The 23,634-nt window shown below is 64.3% G+C and carries 25 protein-coding genes and 2 pseudogenes; 14 read left to right on the forward strand and 13 right to left on the reverse strand.

What is annotated here, in order from left to right:
• Nucleotides 1-123 (forward strand): annotated as a pseudogene (locus tag BMX07_RS25810) (RNA-guided endonuclease TnpB family protein); the annotation flags it as partial.
• 345 nt (nt 124-468) lie between these two features.
• Here the strand turns inward: BMX07_RS25810 and BMX07_RS23965 are convergent.
• A complete protein-coding gene (locus BMX07_RS23965) occupies nt 469-660 on the reverse strand; it encodes a hypothetical protein (protein WP_139210970.1) in 192 nt (63 codons plus the stop codon).
• 673 nt (nt 661-1,333) lie between these two features.
• Here BMX07_RS23965 and BMX07_RS19955 point away from each other — a divergent pair.
• The 3 genes from BMX07_RS19955 (at nt 1,334) to BMX07_RS19970 (ending at nt 4,363) form a co-directional block, all read left to right on the forward strand.
• Nucleotides 1,334-1,777, forward strand: coding sequence for a DUF6653 family protein (locus BMX07_RS19955; protein ID WP_090621438.1), 444 nt, complete (start codon nt 1,334-1,336; stop codon nt 1,775-1,777).
• A gap of 800 nt (nt 1,778-2,577) precedes the next feature.
• Nucleotides 2,578-3,567: a DUF7972 family membrane protein gene (locus BMX07_RS19965; RefSeq protein ID WP_090621441.1), complete on the forward strand. Its 990-nt coding sequence runs from the start codon at nt 2,578-2,580 to the stop codon at nt 3,565-3,567.
• A gap of 286 nt (nt 3,568-3,853) precedes the next feature.
• On the forward strand, nt 3,854-4,363 hold the full coding sequence (locus tag BMX07_RS19970; RefSeq protein WP_139210971.1) for a DUF7979 domain-containing protein: 510 nt from the start codon (nt 3,854-3,856) through the stop codon (nt 4,361-4,363).
• A 254-nt stretch (nt 4,364-4,617) separates the two neighbouring features.
• Here BMX07_RS19970 and BMX07_RS19975 read toward each other — a convergent pair whose 3' ends face one another.
• A complete protein-coding gene (locus tag BMX07_RS19975) occupies nt 4,618-5,004 on the reverse strand; it encodes an FAS1-like dehydratase domain-containing protein (RefSeq protein WP_090621446.1) in 387 nt (128 codons plus the stop codon).
• 71 nt (nt 5,005-5,075) lie between these two features.
• Nucleotides 5,076-5,396 carry a PIN domain-containing protein gene (locus BMX07_RS19980; protein ID WP_245742177.1) on the reverse strand — a complete coding sequence of 107 codons (321 nt, stop codon included), beginning with the start codon at nt 5,394-5,396 and terminating at the stop codon, nt 5,076-5,078.
• Nucleotides 5,397-5,781: 385 nt separating this feature from the next.
• Here BMX07_RS19980 and BMX07_RS19985 point away from each other — a divergent pair, with 385 nt between their 5' ends.
• The 3 genes and pseudogenes from BMX07_RS19985 (at nt 5,782) to BMX07_RS19990 (ending at nt 7,305) form a co-directional block, all read left to right on the forward strand.
• On the forward strand, nt 5,782-6,237 hold the full coding sequence (locus BMX07_RS19985) for a hypothetical protein (protein WP_090621448.1): 456 nt from the start codon (nt 5,782-5,784) through the stop codon (nt 6,235-6,237).
• Between the two features lie 407 nt (nt 6,238-6,644).
• On the forward strand, nt 6,645-6,821 hold the full coding sequence (locus BMX07_RS24730; RefSeq protein WP_175480224.1) for a hypothetical protein: 177 nt from the start codon (nt 6,645-6,647) through the stop codon (nt 6,819-6,821).
• Nucleotides 6,822-6,936: 115 nt separating this feature from the next.
• Nucleotides 6,937-7,305, forward strand: a pseudogene (locus tag BMX07_RS19990) (winged helix-turn-helix transcriptional regulator).
• 347 nt (nt 7,306-7,652) lie between these two features.
• On the opposite strand, the gene BMX07_RS19995 reads toward BMX07_RS19990, so the two are convergent.
• From BMX07_RS19995 to BMX07_RS20030, 8 genes are all read right to left on the reverse strand, one after another.
• On the reverse strand, nt 7,653-7,901 hold the full coding sequence (locus BMX07_RS19995) for a hypothetical protein (protein WP_090621451.1): 249 nt from the start codon (nt 7,899-7,901) through the stop codon (nt 7,653-7,655).
• Nucleotides 7,902-8,033: 132 nt separating this feature from the next.
• Nucleotides 8,034-8,162: a hypothetical protein gene (locus BMX07_RS25495; RefSeq protein WP_281246984.1), complete on the reverse strand. Its 129-nt coding sequence runs from the start codon at nt 8,160-8,162 to the stop codon at nt 8,034-8,036.
• Between the two features lie 134 nt (nt 8,163-8,296).
• Nucleotides 8,297-8,488 carry a hypothetical protein gene (locus BMX07_RS20000; protein ID WP_090622118.1) on the reverse strand — a complete coding sequence of 64 codons (192 nt, stop codon included), beginning with the start codon at nt 8,486-8,488 and terminating at the stop codon, nt 8,297-8,299.
• Between the two features lie 321 nt (nt 8,489-8,809).
• Nucleotides 8,810-9,205: a helix-turn-helix transcriptional regulator gene (locus tag BMX07_RS20010; RefSeq protein ID WP_090621455.1), complete on the reverse strand. Its 396-nt coding sequence runs from the start codon at nt 9,203-9,205 to the stop codon at nt 8,810-8,812.
• Nucleotides 9,206-9,553: 348 nt separating this feature from the next.
• Entirely contained in the window at nt 9,554-10,360 is an 807-nt protein-coding gene (surE, locus tag BMX07_RS20015; protein WP_090621457.1) for a 5'/3'-nucleotidase SurE, read from the reverse strand.
• A 50-nt stretch (nt 10,361-10,410) separates the two neighbouring features.
• Nucleotides 10,411-11,952, reverse strand: a complete 1,542-nt coding sequence (locus tag BMX07_RS20020; protein ID WP_090621459.1) for a small ribosomal subunit Rsm22 family protein — start codon at nt 11,950-11,952, stop codon at nt 10,411-10,413.
• A complete protein-coding gene (locus BMX07_RS20025) occupies nt 11,949-12,716 on the reverse strand; it encodes a prephenate dehydrogenase/arogenate dehydrogenase family protein (protein WP_090621461.1) in 768 nt (255 codons plus the stop codon). Before BMX07_RS20025 ends, BMX07_RS20020 begins: the two co-directional genes overlap by 4 nt.
• A 170-nt stretch (nt 12,717-12,886) precedes the next feature.
• Nucleotides 12,887-13,555 (reverse strand): plastocyanin/azurin family copper-binding protein, encoded by a 669-nt coding sequence (locus BMX07_RS20030; RefSeq protein ID WP_175480225.1) that lies wholly within the window; start codon nt 13,553-13,555, stop codon nt 12,887-12,889.
• Between the two features lie 290 nt (nt 13,556-13,845).
• On the opposite strand from BMX07_RS20030, the gene BMX07_RS20035 reads away from it, so the two are divergent.
• Entirely contained in the window at nt 13,846-14,892 is a 1,047-nt protein-coding gene (locus BMX07_RS20035) for an NAD(P)/FAD-dependent oxidoreductase (RefSeq protein WP_090621465.1), read from the forward strand.
• A gap of 11 nt (nt 14,893-14,903) precedes the next feature.
• Here BMX07_RS20035 and trkA read toward each other — a convergent pair whose 3' ends face one another.
• Both trkA and BMX07_RS20045 read right to left on the reverse strand, forming a co-directional pair.
• Complete coding sequence (trkA, locus tag BMX07_RS20040) at nt 14,904-16,241, reverse strand: Trk system potassium transporter TrkA (RefSeq protein ID WP_090621468.1); 1,338 nt, start codon at nt 16,239-16,241, stop codon at nt 14,904-14,906.
• A 166-nt stretch (nt 16,242-16,407) separates the two neighbouring features.
• A complete protein-coding gene (locus tag BMX07_RS20045; RefSeq protein WP_090621471.1) occupies nt 16,408-16,929 on the reverse strand; it encodes an SRPBCC family protein in 522 nt (173 codons plus the stop codon).
• 152 nt (nt 16,930-17,081) lie between these two features.
• On the opposite strand from BMX07_RS20045, the gene BMX07_RS20050 reads away from it, so the two are divergent.
• The 6 genes from BMX07_RS20050 (at nt 17,082) to hpt (ending at nt 23,575) form a co-directional block, all read left to right on the forward strand.
• Nucleotides 17,082-19,208: an IucA/IucC family protein gene (locus BMX07_RS20050; protein ID WP_090621474.1), complete on the forward strand. Its 2,127-nt coding sequence runs from the start codon at nt 17,082-17,084 to the stop codon at nt 19,206-19,208.
• 102 nt (nt 19,209-19,310) lie between these two features.
• Nucleotides 19,311-20,048 carry an FAD-dependent oxidoreductase gene (locus BMX07_RS20055; RefSeq protein WP_090621476.1) on the forward strand — a complete coding sequence of 246 codons (738 nt, stop codon included), beginning with the start codon at nt 19,311-19,313 and terminating at the stop codon, nt 20,046-20,048.
• Nucleotides 20,049-20,102: 54 nt separating this feature from the next.
• Nucleotides 20,103-20,837, forward strand: a complete 735-nt coding sequence (locus BMX07_RS20060) for a competence/damage-inducible protein A (RefSeq protein ID WP_090621478.1) — start codon at nt 20,103-20,105, stop codon at nt 20,835-20,837.
• 64 nt (nt 20,838-20,901) lie between these two features.
• Entirely contained in the window at nt 20,902-22,074 is a 1,173-nt protein-coding gene (coaBC, locus tag BMX07_RS20065) for a bifunctional phosphopantothenoylcysteine decarboxylase/phosphopantothenate--cysteine ligase CoaBC (protein WP_090621481.1), read from the forward strand.
• A gap of 115 nt (nt 22,075-22,189) precedes the next feature.
• Nucleotides 22,190-22,879 carry a DUF7344 domain-containing protein gene (locus BMX07_RS20070; RefSeq protein ID WP_090621484.1) on the forward strand — a complete coding sequence of 230 codons (690 nt, stop codon included), beginning with the start codon at nt 22,190-22,192 and terminating at the stop codon, nt 22,877-22,879.
• A gap of 126 nt (nt 22,880-23,005) precedes the next feature.
• Nucleotides 23,006-23,575: a hypoxanthine/guanine phosphoribosyltransferase gene (hpt, locus tag BMX07_RS20075; RefSeq protein ID WP_090621486.1), complete on the forward strand. Its 570-nt coding sequence runs from the start codon at nt 23,006-23,008 to the stop codon at nt 23,573-23,575.
• Nucleotides 23,576-23,634 lie beyond the last annotated feature (59 nt).

The following is a 23,634-nucleotide window of genomic DNA, read 5'->3' on the forward strand; positions in this document are numbered from 1 at the left end:
TCCAAAGGCACGCCTGTGGAGACTGCTACCTCTGCGGACACTCGTTCTGTGTCTGCAAGTCGCGTCGTAGAAACAGGAAGCTCCGTCCTCAAGGAACGAGTCGCGTTAGCGGCGAGTGAGTAGGGCGGAGTAGTTCACAATCCCGATATCGTTGAATAGCGGGCTGACAACGAGCAGTCCTACCGCTGACCCGACACCGACGAGGAGAGCAAATCCACTGCGAGACTTGGCCTGTGCCCACTCCTCAAAACGGATGTAGAACTGCGGAGCCTCCATCATATTTGCAATTGCTATTCGAGCACAAGAATTCTACGTCCGAGAAGCGCACTAGTATAGTTCGTCCGTACGCTTTCCGCTCTATGTCCGTCTGTACTTACTGTTGACTCGAGATCGTCTCCGACTCTCATCGAATTCTCGGACACAGTCCTGCCGGTAACTACGTCTGCGTATGGAACATGATAGATTGAGCTACGAATTGTCAGCAGTTTGCATAAACGAATACACACAAATAGCGAGACTAATGAAAAGCAGATAGGCTGTCCACGATTTGTCTCCACTTATAATAGTCGCAACAGCAAGAACTGCAAACGCTAAGGCAACGATAGCCGAACGAATCGCACGAAGATGTGCTGTTATCATCAAATACTGGTCATCATTCATACATAATGTGTAGTATTTCTATAATATAGGCCTTCTGTTAATAGAGGGTAGAGTTAATTGCTACTTCGTTATCTGCTTGGCCTGTACTTACCGCTGGTTCACGATCTCTGCCCGACTCTCATGCAGTTCTCGGACAAGCCGATATACTTCTTATTATAGTCCTCGAGGACCGGCTTCGCGGACACGGTACTTGCGGTAAGTACGTATGCGAAGTGAACAACGTACATCTGAACATTCCGTTATCTATAGGCGAGAATGGAGGGTCTATACTCAAAGTGAAAATTGATAAATATTTGGCTTCTTTTTGGTCGCTATGGATCGAACGGAATACTTCCTTGCCATAATCACGTTCCTCTTAGCGTCGATTGTGTACGTAATCGGCGATGGAGATACTCCGTCGATTATTGTATTGCCCGTCCTCGTTCTCCTCTATGGTACACCAATCTATCGTCTTATAGCCAGTATGAGCGATCTCAGTCAGGGTTCTGACCAGCAGTGATCTCACCTGCTGCGCTGAACGTTACGTGCTTCGCCTGTACTTATCGCAGTCCTCGAGGACCGGCTTCGCGGACACAGTATTCACCGCAAGTACAGTCTGTATATTCAGCGGATAGCGTGTCGAGGGTTGGGTTCTCGAACTAGATTATTTAATTCGTCAGACGGACCGGTAAGTATGGTCGGCGGTACAATTGACCAATTCGACGATCGGTTCTGGAACCGTCATTCGAATCCAAAAAGCGGTTGGACGCGCGTCCCACTGGGTGCTGTCATCGTCTACGCTATCTATCGGCGCAACTGGCGGATGGTCGGTGCCGCGCTCGCGTGGACTGCGATTAATCCGTTCCTGTTCTCGCCACCCGAAACCGAGGACGCGTGGATGACTCGCGCCGTGCTTGCCGAGCGGTGGTGGATCAGGGAGGAGTCAAACCCGACGGTCGGGCTCGACTACCCGAACGTCTGTAACACCGTCGGTGCGCTCGGGTTCGTTTACGCGCTGTACGCCGCGTGGCGACGGTCACCGAAGGAAGCGACGCTCGGCGTCGTGGTCAGCGTCGGTCTGAAACTTTGGTGGCTTCGGGTGTTGGTCAAGCATTATGACGAACGACCGGACCGATAGGACTCTCGTCGCGGGTCCGCCAGGGACGTAATGAAGACGGATTCAACGAGAATCTGATCGATAAAGCAGGGAAATCGCACTTGAGGTAGTCGACTGTCCCCAGGAAGTGGGTTCGCGGACACCACGGAACGATATCGAGATTCTCCTCGAGGACTACGACCTCGATATGCATTACGACGAGGCTGGGAGAAATACGCCGAGCTGCACGAGGCACACTGCATCGAGTTCGCGGAGGAACTGGCCACTCGAGGTGGGGAAGGGAGCCTCGTTCAGAAGCCAGCATCATCCGGAGAGGGATTCGTCGACTTCCTGCGTAGCGAAAACAGCAGTTCTGAGGCGGAATAAGGATTAGTCGCGGAGGTACGCGTTCGATCGTGCCAGCTCCCGGAGACGCTCGTTGTCCGGGACATCGTACTGTTCACTGACATCGCGAACAGCTTCTTGTAGGGTCATGGTTGCTGTGAATGCCTATTGGGTTCCTATAATAAAACTTCTCAACAAAACCCTGCTTTCTGTGAGTAACAGATATGCTTGAAAATCAGGCAAATCATAGTAGCTTATTTCTGTAATTCACTGCTGGTTTCGAGAGTAAGAGAAACTGACTGTGATTCATCTGTTTGAAGCGGGATAATCATCTGGATCAATAACGGGAACTTCCCACGTTCCTGTATCGGTCCGCGTCACCCGTACCGGCTGATCTCTCACGCTACCGTCCTCGTCTGCCAATTCTCGAGTCGTGACTCCAGCCACGTCCATTAACCGCCTCCGGACGGTAATACGGCCGTATCAGTGATCCGCCGATGAGCAAGGAGTGGGCCAGAGACGACCCCAATCCAGTAGTCAGATGGATATTCCTCACGGGAAGCCGCCTTCGGGTAGCCGCCGTCCTGTCGCTGCTGTTCATCGTCCTGACGGCACTGCTGATCGAACTCGGCCTCGTCTACGTTGGCCCCGGCAGCAACCTCTCGACAGCGCTCTCGAGCGGTATGCTGTCGGGGCTGCTGACGCTTCTCACGGTGGCCCTGTCGATTAACCAGCTCATCCTCTCGCGACTGTTCGGCTCGGCGGGGTCCCTCTCGGAGCAACTCGAGAGCACGCTCGACTACCGGCGCTCAGTCGAGGATATCGCGGACGTGGCTGTGAGTCCGAACGAACCCAGTGCGTTCCTCACGTTCCTCGCCGACACGCTGAAGCGCCGTCTCGGGGACTTCCGACACGAAGCCGCGAGTACAGCCGTTGCCTTTGACGTCGGGGACGACCCTGAGGCGTACGTCTCGGCGGTTTCCGACTACGCTGAGCACCTCTCGACTGCCGAGGAGCTCGACGACCCGTTCGAAGTGTTACTCCTCGCGCTCGGCGAAGATTACGCTGAGCATCTCAATACGACACGGGAGTTCCAGGCCAGGTACGGGCAGCGCCTTCCTGACGAAACCGCGGAGGTGCTGGACGACGTTCTGGAACTGTTGAAGGGGATCGCGACGATGCGGCAGTTCTTCAAGACCCTCACCCTCCAGCAGGAACTCGCCAGGCTCTCCCGGGAGTTGATATACTCCGGCGTCCCGGCTATCCTCGTCACGTACTTCCTCTCGTTCGTCTATACGAGCGCCTCCGACATGTCGACCGCGATCGACCCGGCGGTTATGCCGATCGTGGTGGCAGTCGCAACTGGCGTGATACTCTCACCGCTCGCAGTGTTGGTTGCCTCCCTACTCCGGATTGCGACGGTGTCGTTGTACTCAGTGTCGGTGGGGACGTTCACTCCACCCCAGGAAACATTCGAGAGCGGCTAGTGCTCGACCCTCGGTCTCGCCCGTAGTGGAGCCACAGGGCACGGGTCGGTGGTAGCAGTGGCGGCCTTCCGGACTTCACTCAGGGTGGGGTCCCAGTGCTGACGCGCTCGAAGCGACCCAGAGAGACTCCAGCCAGTGACTGCGGAAACCTGACGATTCGCTGCTCGAGCGTGTCGGCGGGTTCGGGACCCGGGGACGCTGTTCGGCGCGCTGGCGCTGTCCCAGGCGACCAGTTCCGACGGCACACACAGAAAATATTATAGCCGAAAGAAAGTGATCAACTGACGTGTCCGCTCTCGATCCCTGGCGAGTGCTTGCGGCCATCCTCGTCGTCGGTGGTCTCTGTGGTGCCGGCATCGGTGGGCTCGAATTCGCGTCCACTGTCGAGGCCAACAGCGACGACTACACGATGTCCATCCACGCGCTGGACGGCGACGACGCTGTCCCCGTACAGGATAGCGACGACGCTGGCCCGAACAACACCACCATCACCGACTACGGGAACCTCGCTGCTGACGCTCAGGAAGCGTTCGACGAACTGTACGACGGCAGTGACAACAGTGTCACTCCCATCCCCGAAGAGCGCGCCCGTCACCTGAACGAGACGACGGAACTCACCCTCCACGACCGGATTACCGTCCGGTATCAGGGCAGCATCTACTGGTTCTGGCTCGGCGAGCGGGCGGAACGGTCGACAGTCGGTCAGTTAGCGATCGTCGGTGGTCTCCTCGTGGGGTCGCCCGTAGTCGTCGCGATGCTCGGCGTCCTGTTGTACATCCGGCGGCGGGATAACTGACGGTCGGCCGTTCGTCGGCTACGCGGTCGCATCCACCAACGAGACGAGCGTCTACAGTCTTACACGTCATTTCAGAGTTCCGCCCCAGGAACGGCTATTTGACGCACTTGGCGGGGAGCGCCTGCTGTCGCGTATGATCCGACGACCGTACTGAATAGGGTTTCAAGCCTGGTTCAATCCAATCCCGTCCGGCGTCGTCTGTCTTCTCGGATACGTCGAACTCAGACTAGCGAGTGTACGTATCGTTGTTCGAGCTAGTCGTCTTTCCAGATGATACCCTCGGTCGTCGAGGTCAACACAGTCTCACCGTCCGTGTTCTCACAGACGACATCCGACACGAATTCGTAGCGGTCATCTCGTTCTACGACTGTGTCAAACGTTGATCGACACGTGATCGGTTCGCCAGTGTAGACCGGCTGATGGAAGTTAAATTCCATCGTACTGGCCAATACTTCGTTATCACCACCCAGTTTCGTCGGTAGAGTCGCGGTCAACAACCCCTGTACCATCACTCGCCCATCTTCGTCCGGCTCAGTATGACGGGGTTGGTCGTCACCGGAGAGTTCCGCAAACTGCTGCACATCTTCAACGGTAAATGTTCGCTCGAACGTACTCGTCTCACCTTCGATCGGCTTTGTCATTAGAATCGGTTTTTATAGTAAAACTACAACAGCATTGTGGTTGCGGGACAGCCGTGTGATTGTATTGAACGCTACTCCCAGATCGTTTGTCCGATTTTCCCACCAATTCTTGGACATAATATTCGCAGTGTGCTCGTGTCCAAATATAACGCGACTCGACCATCTTTCGTCACCTGCGTGGTGGACTCGAGGGCGTCCGTCTCAAAATCCGAATCCGCAACGACGAGGTGATCGCCGCTCGAGCGGGCGATCGCCGCGATCAGCAGATCACGACCGGCTACCCGGTCGCCAGCGGTGAGGAGTTCGTCTTGCAGCCGAGCGGCCTCGAGCGCGACGGTTTCATCGACGCCCTCGAGCATGTTGACGATGACCGACGAATCGAGAAACGTCATCGCTCGAAGCTCGCCCTTCGGAAGTACGGCCCCGCCCGACCTCGAGGATGTCCTCGAACGCTCGTCATTCCGACGGCCCCAACCCTGGCGCTCGACGCGGGCCACACCCAGATTCGACAGTTCAAACGCGGCTATCTGTCCGAAGTCGGTAACGAGTTCCGAGTGACGACCTCTGCGAGGTGACATCCTGACGAGGGACCGTCAGGAATCGGTGTTTCTACCGAGCCCGTCATTCGTGTCCACGAATCGATCGTTCGTCGACGGAACACGATCGAGCATACGTTTTTACGAGGCAGTACCCGTCTCTTCGTAGGAACCGCTCGAACGGAGAAATACTGTGAAACGAAAGATATCCGATACTGTCGACAGCGTATCGAGACGATCAGTGCTGACTATCGGGACTGCCGTCGGCCTCGGAACGGTCGCCGGCTGCCTCGGTGGTACGGACGAGAGTGAGGAGAACGCCGAAGGGGAGGCTGGCGACGACGATAACCGGGGCGACGTCGGAAGTGACATCAGTGACGAAGCGAGCGCGCTCGCGGCGGAGATGATCGAGGCGATCGACGACGACCTCTCGGTGATGAAATGGCAGTTCCACAGCATGCTCGTCCCCGAGTACACCGACAGCGGCGGCGTGGACGATGACGTCCCGATTCTCGGCGACGCCTACGCCGACATCGTGGATCGGGGATTCGAGTATCGATCGATGCCGACCGCCCTCGACGACAACGAGTTGCCGGATTTCATGGTCTTTCTCGAACCCGAGTGGGCTACCGCGTATCTCGACGGTGACTGGTCGAAAGAAGAGTACTACGCGAAGATCGAAGCCTCGCAACACTGATCCAGACGACTGTTCACGCCCCTCGTTCGACGTCGACCCAGGACCACACGTGCGTCCGTGCGATTTTCCCGCTCGTTGCCGGCTCGTCGGTCGTGTTTCGCCCACGGATAGCCTCGGTCGTGCAACACGCGAAACGGTCGTCTCACCGCAGAACCGTCTCGGGACGTTCAAACAGGAACGACGTCGCGAGAACGCCTCCGCGATGCCGACATCGCCGACGAACGCGTCTACTCCCGCGACGCGAGGAAATCGCTCTACTCCGTCCCGGATTCGGTCGTGGCCGCGGAGTCGGCGAGCGTTGAGGACGAACTTACCGCCGTGTTACCTCGTTACCCAGCCGTTCGCGTGGTCTTATAAGTAACCAAGTGTTAGTTGGTGCTACAAGGTAACTCACCCGAAGGAACCACATGTCCGCAGACACCATACCATCGGATCAACATACGACGGTCGGCGTCGACGCAGTTTCGCTCGAGCAGTATTCCGCCGTCCAGACGGACGACTTACAGGTGATCGTCTATGACGAGCGGATCGACGATGCCTGGATCCAGTCGGACGACTGGATCGACGCGCTACTGATGGCTTGACCTCCCTCCCGCTCCGAGAGGCAGGCCATCGCGTACTGCGGAGCGGCAAGTAGGTATCTATCGTAACTAGGTTACAGTACGTAACTGCATGACGACCCGGCATCAGTACAGAGACATGGTCGGGTCGACGGGGCAACTGAAAGTGTGGTGTGCGGGCGAAGACTGGCGTCCCGTCTCCACTGCGACGGTGATCGGCAAGAAGTGGTACACGATGGCTCCCCATCGACTGCTCGCCAACGGCCCCTCGGGTTCACCGCGCTGAGGACGGAAGTGGATGGCAGCTCGAGCACGGTCCGCTCGGACGTGCTGGAAGGTCGTGAGGAAAAGCGGTCGATCGACAGGGAAATCGTCAGCGAGAAACCGGTGTGCGTCGGGTACTCGCTGACCGAGCACGGCGAATCGCTCGAGCCAGTTATCCACGAGATGGCCAAGTAGGAGAGAACACCTCACGGCCGCCGCGGACAAGGAGAGCGCGATCGCGTGAGGGCGCGCTACGTGTCCGTTCGAGCGCCGAATACGCGTCACGGAGATGAACGGACGGAACGTGCTTCCGCGTGACGCCACAGCTACCACGAGATCGTCACCGACACCGCTGACGAGCGGTCCGTCGCGGGTACGGAAGTGCAAGGAGAGCGCCCTGCCCTTCAGGGAAGGGCCGAATCCGACACTCCCCTCCAGAAACCACCGACGATGTGTGACCCGCGACAGGCGTCGAACGGAGCCGGCCGCGACCGTGACGAGCAGGCGGCAGTATGCCGATCACTGTATCGAACCGCCGACCGCCGAACTGGGTCAGTCGAACTCGAGTCCGGTGCGACGGGCGGACGGTCGCTATTCGGTGGCGTCGAGAAACTCGTCCAGCGTATCCGTGAGTTCGTCCACGGGTTCGTCGTTCTCCACGGTCGAGTACCGGACGATAATTACGTCTTTTTGATTCGTGTTTCGAGCCGAGTCGACTTCTTCGACTCCCCGCCAGATACCGGTGACAGTAACGCGGCCGTGCGCAGAATGCGTGTACGTGTTGTCGCGCTCGACCATCCGGTCGGCCTCGGAACCGGGGAGGTCATCCGGATCTTCCATCGCCTCCCCCTACTGACTCCCGGCATAAAAAACTCATCGAGGAAATCACCGCCTCCCGGAGCGACGGTCGGGGTTCGAACGGCGAACCCTCGCTCGAGCGCGCGTCGAACGCGGCCACCTCGCGGAGCGTCGTCAGAAGAGGCCTCTGAAAAGCACGAGCGCGACGCCGGAGAGGATAATGAAACTGAGGAACCCGAAGAAAATGATTCCCGCTTGTCGTCCGGTGAGCGATTCACCATCGAGGAACTCGTCTGAAGGCATGGTAGGTGCCTTCGCAACTCGTTCGCTTAAACATGATGGTCCAGTGAGTTGGCCGATCACGTGGGTGGGGGGTCTCGGCCGCGTCGGATCGCGAAGTATCCCTCACGCTCGAGTCGGACCGCGGAGACGGCTCGTTACCCGCCCTCGAAATCCACCTCCGTGTCGTCCGCTGTATCGTCGACGAGTTCGAAGTCGGTCGAACCGCACGAGCATCCGTCCTGGCCGATCACACGGATCGTGTCGTCGGGCCATTGCCGCGCCGCGTAGACGGAGCCGCACGCGGTGCATGCCGCGAGCACCCGTGATACGTCGTCTTTGTGTGCCATCCCCACCGGGAAATCACAGAACTCCGGAATGAAGGTTTCCTCTTGGAGTACGGCGTCCCTGAAACTCACCCGCGGCGATACTAACTCGAGCACTGCGCCCGCGACCGTCGCTTCGGGGGCGCTCGTGGCGGCGTCCTCGATCGTGAGAGCCATCGGAATCGGTGTCGGTGACGCGGACATCGACGCCGCGGATACCGGTGCGGCGTGTGATCGCTCGGACCGCCCCAGGAGACCGGAACGATCGGTCACGACGCTGCTCGAGTCGGCCCGCCACGACGAGGGAGAGAACGCTGCCGGTAGCTGGTGGTCGGGAAATCGGAACTACTCGTTGAGATGACCGCGATACCCCTTGGGTTCGAAGCCGCGCCGACAGATCACGCGCTTGCGGCCGACGGTGATCGCGCTGATCTGGTCGTCGTCTTCCATGCGATCGATGACACCCTCGAGGCGCTCTCGGGACCAGCCGGTTTCCTCACGGACCGTCGATTGGTCGACGCGGCCGCCGCGTTTGACGAGTAATCTGAGAACCTTGTCTTCGTCCGGAAGATCGCGTTCGTCGACGCCGTATTCGATCTCTTCGGCGTAGCTCAGCGTTTCGTCCTCGGCGTCGTCGTTCGATTCGTCGGCCGTCGTCGACGCGGACTCATCCGATGGGGACTCGTCTGCCGAGCCGCTCCAGAGAGACGAGAGGCGGGTCCAGAGTGTATTGAATACCATGTGTCGATCACGCTCCGTTGGGACTACCGCAGCTTGAACGTCCACCTACCTTGATTTTATGTTTTGAATGTGACATATATGTGTCCAGTTGATTACGTCGTAACTATCGTGACGGGACCGTGGTCGAATAGCGACCGCCTTGCGACCCGCAAGTCAGTTATCACTTTCAGCGACCGACAGGCTCGCCGACCAACGCGACGCGACGAACCGTCGAACGTACCACACGTTCGATACCGCCGTCGTCTCCAGCTTCCGCCCGTCAGGGTCGCAATTGCGGATGGCTCGCACCATCGACCGGCGACTCGAGCACCGGAGCGAACTCGGGACTCGGGATTCGGCGACACGGTTTCAGCGGTCGCCCGATCCAACGGTCTCGTGGTACGACGCGGCGAGTTCGTCGAGGGCCTCGTGGTGATTCGTCGAGTGCGGTGCAGTCAGCGGCGAGACGCTGATACGGCCCTCGACGACGGCGCGACGGTCCGTTCCATCGGGGTCCGGGAGCGAGTCGGGATCCATATCGTCCCAGACGCGATCGTGGAGCGAGACGTGTGTCCCGTCGCGCTCGGCGTCCATCTCGTACCGTTTCGAGGGACGCGTGATCTCGACCGGTGCAGGTCCACCGTCCGGCAGCGGGACGTTGACGTTGAGGTAGGCCGCCTGTTCGAAGACGCCCGCCTCGAGCGCGTGTTCTGCGAGGTAACTCGTCACGCGGGCCGCCTCGGCGTACTCGTCGGCCGTCACCTCGACCTCCGCGAACGGCGCGTCGTCGATGGGAACGTACAGCGACGTCGCGATCGCAGGGACGTCGAAGAAGGCGGCCTCGACGGCCGCGCTGATCGTTCCCGAGCGTCCGAGGACGTACTCGCCGAGGTTCGCGCCCTTGTTACAGCCCGCGACGACCAGGTCGGGAAACGGGCCGAGTTCGGCGAGGCCGGCGACGACGCAGTCGGCGGGGGTTCCGTGGACCGCGTACCCCAGCTCGCGCTCGTCGACTTCGACTTCGTGCGAGAGCGACCGGCCGCAAGCGCTCCGGTCGTCGGCCGGCGCAACGACGGTCACGTTGGCGTGTTCGGAGAGGGCATCGTACAGCGCCCGGATACCGGTGCTGTCGATCCCGTCGTCGTTGGTCAACAGGATCTCGAGGTCGTCGCTCATGTCACCGCGGTCGGGCGGCGGTGCGAAAAGCCCACCGCTTCCGTCCTCGCTCAGCCGATCCGATCGACGATCGTCTCCTCGTCGACGACCAGGTTGTACGCCGCCTCGTCGTCGTTCCAGAGCGCGAGGATCCCCTCGAACGAACAGAGATCCCCGTAGTCGGCCTCGAGCAGGGGGCGATTGAGCGCGGTCTCGGTCGTGACGACCGCGTAGTGATCGACCGCCTCGCTGCCGTCGCTGATCTTGAACAGGGGGTTCGACCGCCCGCCGCGGCCGCCGGTCTCGTCGTCGGCGAGCGAGCGGCTGAGCTTCGCCGCGACGAGGTCGATCCGGTTCGTCACGTGGCGCTCCATCTCGGCCATCTTCGCCCACTCGTCGGTCTCGAGCGCCGTCTCGATCCGCCGCCGGCCGTCGAGCCGGAGCTGCGAGTAGGAAAACTGGACGTCGACGTTGACGAACTCGCCGGGCGTGTGGTCCTCGTCGTCGGGCGGCGCGGCGTCGTCGAGCCGCCGCTGGAACGCGGGCACGGCCAGATCCGGCCGGACGTCGAACGACCAGCCCCGATCCGACGGCCGTTCGCCCGGCCAGAGCCGGACCGTGGGGCCGTAAACGGTCACCTCGCCGCGCCGGCGGGCGGCCGCGTCCCCAGCGGTCGCGTCGACGGCCACGTTCGCCCGTTCTCGGAGTCGTTCGTCCTCGAGTTCGCGCTCGATCTCGCGCAGTCCCACGCTGGTGTTCTTGTCCGCGGGGGCCATCGCGAGGAACGTTCCGTCCGGCGCGAGAGTCTCGAGGTACGACCGCGCGACCGAGACCGGATCGTCGAGTTCGCTCAGGACGTTACAGCAGAGGACGAGGTCGAATCCGTCCGCGGAACGCCGCTCGCCGTCGTCATCGCCGACGGGCTCCCTCGAAGCGAACGCCTCCGCGGTCGTCCGGTGGATCGTCGTGTGGACGTTCCGGCCGGTCTCCGCGAGCAGGTCCTCGAGCACGTCCGCGGCCGCGCTGGGCTCGACGGCGTGGTACTCGAGCAGGGCGTCGTCGGGGAGGTAGTCACAGAGCCCGAGCGCGGGGCCGCCGACGCCCGCCCCGACGTCGAGTACCCGGAGGTCGCGATCCAGCAGGCCCCGGTCGGCGAGGTCGTCGAGCGCGTACTGCACCGCCGCGTAGTAGCCCGGCAAGTGGTAGATCGCGTAGCCCGCCGCGACGTCCTCGTCGTACTCGACCGGGCGGCCGTCGAGGTACTGCGATTTGAACCGGCGGATCGTCGATCGGAGCAGGTCGCCCGACGCGCCGTCGTGCCAGTTCGGCCCGTACCAGTCGGCGAGCAGGTCCTCGAGGCGACGCTCGTACGCGGCGGGGAACCGCTCGACCGGTCCACGGAGGGGCCGGACGGGCTCGTCGTCGACGGGGACGAACGTGCCGTCGTCGCGTTCGATCAGGCCGAGTATCGCGGCGTCCTCCCGGAGGTGTTGTCGGACGACGGCCGGATGCGGGTTCCCCTCGACGTACTCGCAGATCTCCTCGGGGTCGATCGGCCGGACGTTGCGCAGGTACTTCGCGTTCGATCGGATCGCCTCTCGCTGATCGGTCACTCGCGATCACCCCGTCGGTCGTCGGGTCCGCCGTGCCAGTTCGCCGCCGCCTCTCGGTACAGCGATTCGAGACCGTCGGTGTCGGCGGCGGCGATCTCGGCCGCGGCGTCGGCGACCGCGTCCGCACCGTCGAACGTCGCCTGAATGTCGGCGTAGACTCGCGGCGTGCCGCCGGTCACCTGTCGGGCGAGCCGGCGGAGCTCTTCGTAGATCGGCGTCTCGAACCCGTCGGGGACCGACTCGGCCGCGAGGGCGAACGAGAGAACCGCGGCGTGGGTCGCCGCCTGCACCGTCTCCATGGCCTCGTCGTGTTCCCCCGCCGTCGTCTCGAGCAACGCGTTCCCGCGGGTCTCGAGCCCGGCGAGGAGGTCGTCCGTCGTCGGCCCCGCTCGATCGCGAACGACGGCGATGGTACCGGGTGCCCGTTCGGGCGCGAAAAGCGGGTGCAAACTCGCCCGTTCCGCGGTCGGTGCGTGACGCTCCATCGCCTCGAGTGCGGGTTCCATCACGCCCGAAACGTCGACGATCGCTCGCTCGGCCCGATCGGCCTGGTCGGCGATCGCGTCGGTCACGTGCGTCATCGGAACCGCGAGACAGACGACGTCGTACGTCGCCCCGCCCTCGAGGTCCGCGACGGCTCCTCCGACCGCATCGGCCGCGGCGGCCGCCGCGTCTCGGTCCACGTCGGCGAACGCGACTCGGCCGTCGACCGCACCGCCGAACCACGTCCCCATGGCCCCCGCGCCGACGATCAGTACGTCCATCGCTGGCACCTACCTGCCGACGTTGCAAAAGCCGTTCGATCGACCGCCTCGCCGGACTGTTCGTCGGCTCGAGCAATCACGGTGATGGCGTCGGCCGCCGGTTCCGAGAACGCCAGTCCCCGTCTCGGCCGGAAAGTGGAGTCGGCTCGTCTCCGGTCGAATCGGACGGCTCAGTGTTCGTGATCGTGGCTGTCGCCTGCCGTTTCGTTTCCGTCGGTTCCGGCGCCGTCACCCTCCTCGAGCACCGTGCGAACCTGCTCGTTGTATCGCTCGAGCTGGTCGATAGCTGCGTCGGGCCGGTCGTCAGCGGGGGGCGCAAGACCGGGTTGATCGTCCGGAGCTGGCCAGCCGACGACGACGGTCCCGATCATTCCCGCTCCTTCGTGGGGGGTGCAGGCGTAGTCGTAGACGCCCTCGACGTCGAACGTCCGCTCGAACGTGTCACCTTCGTCGCTCAGGAGGTCGCTAGCCCAGGGCTCGGCCCCGTCGGGGATTCGTTGCTGGTCACCGTGCGTTTCCGGATGGTACGCGGTCGTATCGTGAGAGCCCGATTTCAGCACCCATCTGACGGTTCCCCCGCTCTCGACGTGGACCACGTGAGGGCCGAAGTGCTTGCCGTCGTCGTTCGTTACCATTTCGACCTCGATCTCGGCGACCGGCTTCCCCACTTCGTGCTCGGTCTCGTGGTCGTGACTCTCGTGGTCGTCGGTCCCCTCGTTGTCGTCCGAGTCGTCAGTGTCGTCCGAGTCGGACTCGTTCGGCTCGTCCGACCCCTCCGACGATTCGTCGCCGCCGAGGCATCCTGCAATACCCAGCGTGAGAACGCTCCCACCGGACACCAGAAGTCTCCGACGCCGAACCGATGATTCAGTTGTATTCATGTGTCTATCTCGCTCCAGGGTGAAGGACGTATAAAAATAAATGGTTACTATCTGTCAACGAAACTGTTTATGAGAGTGCTATACACAGTATTTCCGTCGCAGCGAACCCACGTTCGTGTTGGACCCGTTCTCGCTGCGATGTGCGACGATCCACTCCGGTCGATATCGCGGCGTCGCGCTCCCTGCGGCCTCGGTGACCGACGCTGATAGTGCTCGGGTTCTTGAGGATGCAGCCCCGAACGGGAACTATGACGCGAATCGGAATCGTCGGCGCGGGCGTGGCCGCCGCCGCCGCGGCCGCCAGCCTCGAGGACGGCCTCGACGACACCGAGACGACGGTGCTCGAGAAGTCCCGCGGCGTCTGCGGGCGGGCCGCGACGAGGCGTCGCGACGACGTCGTCTACGACTACGGCGCGAACTACATCAGACCCGACGACGAGCGGGTAGTCGAGCTACTGACCGAGACGCTGGACACGGAGGGATTGGTCGACATTGGGGACCCGATCTGGACGTTCGACGGCGCGGGAACGATTTCCGAGGGGGACGGTCGCGACGACCAGAAGTGGACCTACCGCCGAGGGCTGACCCAGGTCGCAAAGCGGCTGTTCGCCCGCACCGACGCGACCGTCCACCGCGCAACGCGAGTGACGACGCTCCACCGAACCGACGACGAGACCGGTCGCTGGTCGCTCGAGGACGCCGACGGAACTCGCTGGGGCCCCTTCGACAGCCTCCTCCTGAACCCGCCGGCACCGCAGACCGCCGAACTGCTGCGGTCGGCCGACTGGGACGCCGACGTTCGCGACTCCCTCGCGGACGCCGTCGACTCCGTCCCCTTTCGGACGGTCTGGACCGGCGTCTTCCACTACCCGTTCGAACTCGAGTGGCCCTACTACGCGCTGGTCAACACGGACAAGGCGCACGAGATCGGCTGGATCGCCCGCGAGGAGTGCAAACCCGGACACGTCCCCGACGGCGAGTCGTTGCTGGTCGTCCAGGCGAACCACGAGTGGTCGGTCGATCGGTACGACGACCCACCGGCCGAGACGCTCGAGGCGCTCGCCGAACTGACCGCCGACCTCCTCGAGGACGACCGCCTGCGCGAACCGGACTGGTCCGATCACCAGGGCTGGCGGTACGCGTTACCGGAAGGCGGCGTCCCCCGCGAACCCCTGCGGCGCGCCGAAGACGAGGGGCTGTACTGCCTCGGCGACTGGGTCGCCGGCGAGGGCCGACTCCACGTGGCCCTCGGGAACGGGCTCGAAGTCGCCGACCGGATCGCGGACGCCGACTGAGCGAACGCGTCTCACATCGCCGACGTGACCGCGTCTAACACCGCCGTATCGACGAAGAGGACCACGTGGTCGCCGCCCCGGACGACCGTCTCGCCCCGCGGCGTGATCAGCTCGCCGTCGCGGCTGATCGCGCCGATAACGACGCCGTCCGGTAGCTCGCCCATCGCGTCCTGAATCCGCGTCTCGAAGAGCACGCTGTCGGCTTCGACCTCGATCTCGAGGACCTCGGCCCGGTCGGACTCGAGCATGGCGACGTTTTCGGTCCGCTGCTCCCGGGTGAATCGAGTGATCTCCTCGGACGTGACGAGTCGGGGATTGACGCCGACGTCGATCCCGACCGTCTCGAAGAGGTCGACGTACTCGCCGGACTCGACGATCCCGATGGTACGCTGGACGCCGAGCCGTTTCGCCAGCAGGGAGACGAGCAAGTTCTTCTCGTCGCTCTCGAGGGTGGCGACGACGATGTCGGATTCGTCGACGTGCTCTCTGACGAGGAAATCGATGTCCGTCGCGTCGCTCTGCAGGACCAGCGTCCCCGGGAGCCGCTCGGCCAGGTCCCGTGCCCGAGCGGGATCCCGTTCGACCAGTCGCGGCTCGAGCCCGTCCGCCTCGAAGAGCCGCGCCGTCTGGTAGCCGATCTCGGTGCCGCCGACGACGACGATCTCGTTGGCGTCCTCGAGCGTCGGTTCGGGCGTCAACGAGCTCGCGAACGCCCGGACGCTCTCCCGAGAGCCGATGACGACGGCGGCATCGCCGTCGTTGATGACCGTGTCGCCGCGGGGGACGATGACATCGTCGTCGCGCAGCAGGGCCGCGAAGGTCAACGACTCGAAGCGGTCGGCCTCGGAGACGGTCTCGCCGGCGATGGGGCTGTCCGCTCCGACTTCGAACTCGGCCATCCGGACGAGTCCGTCGGCGAACGTTTCGACGTCGTGTGCGCCGGGCAGACCGGCGATTCGGACGATCGTTTCGGCGGTCTGCAGGTCGGTACAGACCATGAAATCGACGCCGAACGCGCCCTCGGACTGCTCCCACGTCCGGAGGAGGTTCGGCTTCCTGACGCGGGCGATCGTGAACGGATCGCTGACCGCCTTCGCCGCCCCGCAGATGACGATATTCGTCTCGTCGACGTCGGTACTCGCGATGACCAGATCGGCGTTCTCGATGCCGGCGTCCCGCAACGTCCCGATCGACGTGCCGTCGCCCTGAATCGCCAGCACGTCGTGGGAATAGGTGATATCGTCGATCCGGTCGGCGTTCGTGTCGACGACCACGACGTGATGCTCGTCGTCCAGACTGGCGGCGATGTTCGATCCGACCTCGCCCGCGCCGATGACGAGGGCGCGCACTAGCGTTTCACCCACGTGTAACGCGGACTCGAACGGCCGCTACTGCCGGACATATCTGGTGTATCGCCGCCGAGCAGTAAGTGGGTTTGGCCTGATCCTGATCGAGGGACGAACGGTTCGGCGTCGACGAACTCGAGGCTGACCGCGGGGGCAGCGAACCGGTCCGCTACGGCATTTCGTGAACCGTCAGTTCGACGTCCCGTGGGCGGCCTTCGATGTCCGAGACCAGCCGCTCGACGACGGTCCGAGCCTCGCCGAGCAGTTTGGGTTCGACCTTCGAGACGACCCAGTCCAGCGAGACGAACCGCGGGAGCGAGATGGCGTTCTCGTCGGCCGAATGCGGATCGTATCTGGCCTCGAAGTAGATCCGACTCGCCGTCTCTTCGTCCGGCGGTGCCGACTCCGGTTCGGGTTGGACGCGCCACTCGCCGCGGGCGTCGAGGTCGTTGACCAGTTGCCAGGCGAGCGACTCGGGCGGCGTGATATCGGTCACCCTCGAGCGAGCGGTGTAGCTGAGCTTCCACCACGCTAACTCGAGGTCGTAAACGGAGCCGATCCCGCCGTTCCCGTTCACGTGGACCGCCTTCAGGTGGTCCGTGTACCGCGGGTAGTCGGTGAACGACCGCACGTACGGGAAAACCTCCTCGGGCGACCGATAGGCGAGCGTACTGAGGAGAATTCTGTCCACGCCGGCCGTACGACGGGTTCGAAAGTAAGGATTGCCATACTGTCGACCCGCGGCCGCGCTCGCACCGGTCGGATACCCCCCACCAGTCAACACGGCACCCCCAGCCAGTTAACACGGCTCACGTCGAAGCACTGGACACGAATTTCACACGCATGAACGGGACGAACCGACGGGATCGCGGCCGCGTGTTCCTCGCCACCGCTGCGGAACGAGACGCGTTCGGTGCCGCGACCCGGTACTCGTCGACGCACGATCTCTCGACGCCGCCCGAGACGGCCTATCTCGAGGCGATCGAGGGCGCTCGCCGCGAGATCCGTCACCGGTTCGTCCGCGGGGTGCTGCGCGGCGATCCGGCGGAACTCCCCGCCGGTCGATTCGTGACGCTCGGACCGCAGACGTCCCCGACGGTGCCGGACGAGCCGCGGCCGCTCTCGGCGCTCGACGGCGAGCGGTTGCGGTCGATCGTCGACCCGAGCCCGGACGAGCGTCGGCGACTCGCGCTCGTTCCGCTCCCCGCCTCGGAGAGCATCCTGATCGCCGAGATCGCGGCGCGACACGGCTACGATCGGTTCCGACTGGTCGGGCCGGTTCGCCGCTGGTCGGCGGGCGACCCGGCCCGTCCCTCGGCCGACCGGATCTCACATCCGGTCGATCTCGTCCCGGTACTCGAGCGCGAGGGCGCGTTCAGCGACGCCGAGCAGGCCGGACGGGTCCGCGCCGAAGTGGCCGAGAGCGTCGCCAATCTCGCGCTCGCGCGACTCGCCGCGGCCGTGCACGCGAGAACGGACGGCGACGGCACCGAATCGCCTCTCGAGGCCGTCGCGAACGGAATGCCGGCCGCCGACGACGCCACCTCGTTCGAACGGATCGTCACCGAGGGCCACCCCTTCCATCCCGGCGGAAAGATCCGCCGCGGGATGACCCCCGCCGAGGGGCTCGCGTACGCGCCAGAGTTCACCGACCGGCTCTCCCTCCGGTTCGTCGCGATCGACCGCGAGTACGCCCTCGAGACGTGCGCAGCCGGGTCGGATTCCCTGACAGAACGGCTGTTCGCGACGTTCGACGGACTCGAGGGCGCGCTCGCGCGGGCGCTGCCTCCGGGGCGCGCTCCCGGCGAGTACGCCGTCGTTCCCGTCCATCCGATCCAGTATCACCGCACGATACCGGACCGATACGCCGACCGGTGTGCCGACGGCCGCGTCGTTCCGATCGCCGAGTACGCGCAGCCGGCGACGCCGCAGCTGAACCTTCGGACGGTGGTGCCGTACGACACCGAGCGAACTCGAGACGGGCCGCTCCCGCACTGCAAGCTGGCGATCCCGGTCCAGACGACGAACGTCGTCCGGACGCTATCCCCCCACGCCGTGGCGAACGGCCCGCGAGTGACCGACGTCGTGCGAGCGATCGCCGAACGCGAGTCGTTCGAGACGCTGGGACTGCTGGCGGAACCCGCGGCGACCTGCTACGACCCGCCCGGCGGGCCCCACCCGAGCGGCGAGAAATACGACGACGCTCGCCACCTCTCCGGTCTGCTGCGGACGCCGCCGGCGGCCCATCCGCTCGTTACGGACGGGACCGTTCCGGTCGTCGCCTCGAGTCTCGTCGCCGACTCGCCGGCGAGCGGACGGCCGCTCGTCTGCGACCTGCTCGAGCGGTATCGCGCCGAAACGGACGAACCGAGCACCGCGGACGCGGCAGTCGCGTTCGTCGCGGCGTACGCCGGCGTCGTCGTCCCCGACCAGCTCCGACTGCTCTCCGCGTACGGGATCGCCCTCGAGAGCCACCTCCAGAACAGTCTGATCGTTTTCGACGGCGCGCGTCCGGTCGCGACGCTGGTTCGCGATCTCGGCGGCATCCGGGTCCACGGCGGCCGGCTCGCGGATCGCGGCCGTTCGCTCGAGCCGTATCCGGAGTCGGACCTGGACGCCGACGGCGAGGCGGACTGCCACCGGAAGCTGTACTACGCGCTCTTCCAGAACCACCTCGCGGAGCTGGTCGCGACGATCTGCCGCGAGCGCGGGGCCGACGAGCGGGTCTGCTGGGCCCGGATCCGCGAGCAGTGCGATCGAGCGTTCGAGCGGCTTCGGGCCGACGGGTCGGTTCCCGACGACCGGATTCGACGCGACGAACGAGCGCTGTTCGCGGAGCCGACGGTCCACAAGGCGCTGACGGCGATGCGACTGCGGGGCAAGCGTCACGCGTACGAGACGAGCGCGGTATCGAACCCGCTCGTCCCGGCGGGACGCGAGCCGATCCACGCCCCCGAAACGGACCGGTAATCGACTCGCCCGTCGGGTTCGCCCGCGTGACCGCTCGAACGGCGGCTCCGAACCGGTCGCGTACGGCAACCTTCTATACTCGCGGCGGGCAACCAACGGTCGATGCGAGACCTCTGTATCGTGGGCGGGGGCGTCGCCGGCCTCGCCGCAGCGATCTTCACCGCCCGCGCGGGACTGGACACCCTCGTCGTCGACGGGGGCGAATCGATCCTCGCGCGCAACGCCAGCCTCGAGAACTACCCCGGCTTCCCGGACGGCGTCGACGCCCGCCAGTACCTGCAGTTGACCCGCGAACAGGCCCGAAACGCGGGTGCCGAGTTCGAACTCGGGCGCGTGACCCGCGCCGAACCGGTCACCGAAGCGGCGCTCGAGGAGGGGTTCGTCCTCGAGACCGAGGGCGGCGAGCCGCTCGAAGCCCGGCGGGTGATCGCGGCCTCGTGGCCGAACAGCGACTACCTCGAGCCGCTGGACGTCGGCCGCATGCAGCGCGGCAACAAGCATTTCGTGAGCGTCGACGAGGGCGGGCGGACGGCCGTCGACGGCGTCTACGCCGCAGGCCGAATCGCGGACGAACCCCATCAGACGGTGGTCGCGGCGGGCCACGGAGCGAAGGTCGCTCTCGCGGTCGTATACGACTCCGAGGTCCCCTTCTACCAGGACTGGATCGTCCCCGAGGGCTACTTCACCGGTCGCGACCGCGACGTCCCACCCGGCTGTGCGGAGATCGACGCGGAAGAGCGCCGCGAGCGCGACGAGAAGGCGCGGGCGCGGCTGCTCGAGGCGTTCGCGGACCCGCTCGACGAGGAGCCGACGATGCACCCGAGCGTCGAGCGGGACTGAGGCCGGGGAAAATCGACCGTATCCTTTTGTCGAACGCGCGCGTCGAGTCGGCCGATGGAGGTCGCCATACTCACCGTCGGCGACGAGGTACTCGCCGGAGATATCGCGAACGCGAACGCGCAGTGGCTCGCGACCCGGCTGACCGAGAGCGGCGCGACCGTCGATCGAATCCTGACGATCCCGGACGACGGCGACCGCATCGCGGCGACGATCCGTGAGTGGACGACCGCCGTCGATGCCACGGTCGTGACCGGCGGGCTCGGCGGGACCCACGACGACGTCACCGCCGACGCGCTCGCGGACGCGTTCGACCGCGACCTGACCGTCGACGAGTCCGTCCGTCGGGACGTCCTCGAGACGGTGGCGGAGTACCGCGATCTCGACCCGGAGACGGTTACGGCCGACGAACTGAATTTCGACGTCGACGCCTGGGCGGCGCTGCCGGCGGGGAGCCGACCGGTGCGCAACCCCGAAGGGCTCTGTCCCGGCTGCGTCCTCGAGAACGTGTACGCGTTCCCGGGCGTGCCGGCGGAGATGCAGGCGCTGTTCGAGCGGGTCGCTGCCGAGTTCAGCGGCGATGCGGTCTCGCGAACGGCGTACACGCCCCAGCCGGAGGGATCGATGGCCGAGGCTATCGACGGCGTGCGCGAGCGATTCGACGTGACCGTCGGCAGCTATCCGGCCACGGAGCGCCGAAACCGGCTGAAGGTGACCGGCACCGACCCCGAGACCGTCGATCGGGCCCTCGAGTGGCTCGCCGAGCGGGTCGACCTCGACACGAGCGAGTGAGAGCGGCCGACCCGTGGCGACGCCTCGCTACGCTTAACACGCCCCGGGAGGGAATGGCAGACGAATGCTCGAGGGAGTCAACGTCGCGCTCGGCGTGACGGGGTCGATCGCGGCCGTCAAGACGGTCGAACTGGCCCACGAACTGCGACGACAGGGAGCGACGGTACGCGGTGTGATGACGGACAGCGCGCGGGGAATCGTCCATCCGTGGGCCGTCGAGTTCGCCACCGAGAACGAGGTCGTCACCGAGATTACGGGCAGCGTCGAGCACGTCGATCTCTGCGGGTACGACGGGTGGGCCGACGTCTTCCTCGTCGCACCGGCGACCGCGAACACCGTCGGCAAGATCGCCGGTGCCGTCGACGACACGCCCGTGACCACGTGCGCGACGACCGCACTCGGTGCGGATACGCCGCTCGTGATCGCGCCCGCGATGCACGAACCGATGTACGACCATCCTGGCGTGCTCGAGGCCATCGAGACCGTCGAGGGCTGGGGGGTCGACTTCGTCGAGCCGCGAATCGAGGAGGGGAAAGCCAAGATCGCGAGCGAGGAGGCGATCGTCTGTGACGTGGCCCGCGCGGCCGGCGACCGGCCCCTCGAGGGAGACCGCATCGTGGTCACCAGCGGCGCGACCAGCGAGCCGATCGATCCCGTTCGCGTCATCACGAACCGATCCTCGGGCAAGATGGGACGGGCCGTCGCGAAGGCCTGCTACGTCCGCGGGGCGGACGTGACCCTCGTCCACGACGGTCCCGACGTTCCCTACGCGGAGACGCGCCACGTCGAGAGCGCTCGAGAGATGATCGCGAGCGCGCGTGAAGCGTGTGCGGACGCCGACGCGCTCGTCTCGGCGGCCGCGATCGGGGACTACACCGTCGACGCGAGCGACGAGAAGATCCGCTCGGGCCGTGAACTCACGCTCGAACTCGAGCCGACGCCGAAGCTCATCGACGAGATGCGGTCCCAGTACCCCGAACTGGCGATAGTCGGCTTCAAGACCGAAACCTCGGGCGACGAAGACGCGATGATCGAACAGGCCAGGCGGACGCTCGAGCGGGCGAATCTCGCCTTCGTCGTCGCCAACGACGCGAGCGTGATGGGTGCGGAGACGACGACCGCGCTGCTGGTCCACGCGAGCGATGCCGCTCGCTACGAGGGGACGAAGGCGGGGCTGGGTGGCGAGATCGCCGACTCGATCGCGACGGTACTCGGCTCCGACCGAGCGGCCAAGTGATCGAGCGGTGAGTTCGTCAGGACAGTTATATGGGTGGGGTTCATCCGACCGAAGTGATGGGTGCACGACTGGATCTGACAGCAAACAAACGACCGGAATCGGCCGGTAAGTCGGGGTGATCACTGTGGTGCAACGACAGCGTACCGCGGATCGGACCGCGAGGGACGAGACCGACGCGACCGCGGCGACTGCCGACGACGACAGCAACGACAGCAACGACGGCGACGACGGCAACGACGGCGACGACGATACCGAGGAACAGCTCACCAAGGGCGAGATATTCGAGGTGCTGCGGAATCAACGACGGCGCTACGTCCTCCAGTATCTCAAACAGGACGACCGGCCCGTCGAACTCGGCGACCTCGCCCAGCAATTGGCCGCCTGGGAGTACGACACGACCCTCGAGGGCGTCACCCCCGCACAGCGAAAGCGGGTCTATACGACGCTCCAGCAGACGCACCTGCCGAAGATGGACACGACCGGCATCCTCCGGTTCGACTCCGATCGAGGCGTCATCGAGCCGACCGACCGGACGCGGGACATCAGCGTCTACCTCGAGATCGTCCCCGGCCGGGAGTTCGCGTGGCGGGAACTCTACCTCTCGCTGGGCGCGATCAGTTGCGCACTGGTCGCCGCGCTGTGGCTCGAGATCTATCCGTTGACGTTCCTGTCGAACCTGACGTGGACTGCAGCCATCGCCGTCACGTTCACGGTAACTGCGGCCGTCCACATCTATCACGAGCGAAACATGCGCCTCGGCCACGGGGACCAACCGCCCGAACTCAGCTACAGCGCCGACGAGTAACTGCGGACGGTCCGCCCGATCGATCGAATCGTCGTCGCTCACTCGCCCGCGGATGTGCCTCGTTCCCATTCCGCTCCGGTTCGACCGTACCGTCAACTTTTACTCCGCTACCCTCCGACCCACGACATGGATCAGTTGAAGCAGTCGCTCCTCGAGGCCCCGATCATCGAGAAGAACGGCTATCATTACTTCGTTCACCCTATTAGCGACGGGGTTCCGAAACTCGATCCCACCCTCTTGCGCGAGATCGTCATCCGAATCATCCGGAAGGCCAAGCTACAGGAGGTCGACCGAATCGTCACGCCCGCGGCGATGGGTATCCACATCTCCACCGCCGTCTCGCTGATGACCGACATCCCGCTGACGGTCATCCGCAAGCGCCAGTACGGCCTCGACGACGAGGTTGCCATCTCCCAGAAGACGGGGTACTCGGAAAACGAGATGTACATCAACGACGTCCGCGAGGGCGAGCGCGTGCTCGTGCTCGACGACGTCCTCTCGACGGGCGGGACGCTCGCGTCGGTCCTCACGGCGCTCGACGAGATCGGCGCAGTGGTCGTCGACACGGTCGCGGTCATCAAGAAGGTCGGCGGCGAAAACAAGGTCGACGACGCGGGCTACGACGTCAAGACGCTGATCAACGTCGACGTCGTCGACGGCGAGGTCGTCATCGTCGACGAAGACGGCGACAACTGACGCGTCTCGCGACGTCGCGTCAGCCCTCGGACTCGAGCGGATGCGCCGCCGGATGGAAT

The sequence above is a fragment of the Natrinema salaciae genome (genome assembly GCF_900110865.1).
Lineage (GTDB): Archaea > Halobacteriota > Halobacteria > Halobacteriales > Natrialbaceae > Natrinema > Natrinema salaciae.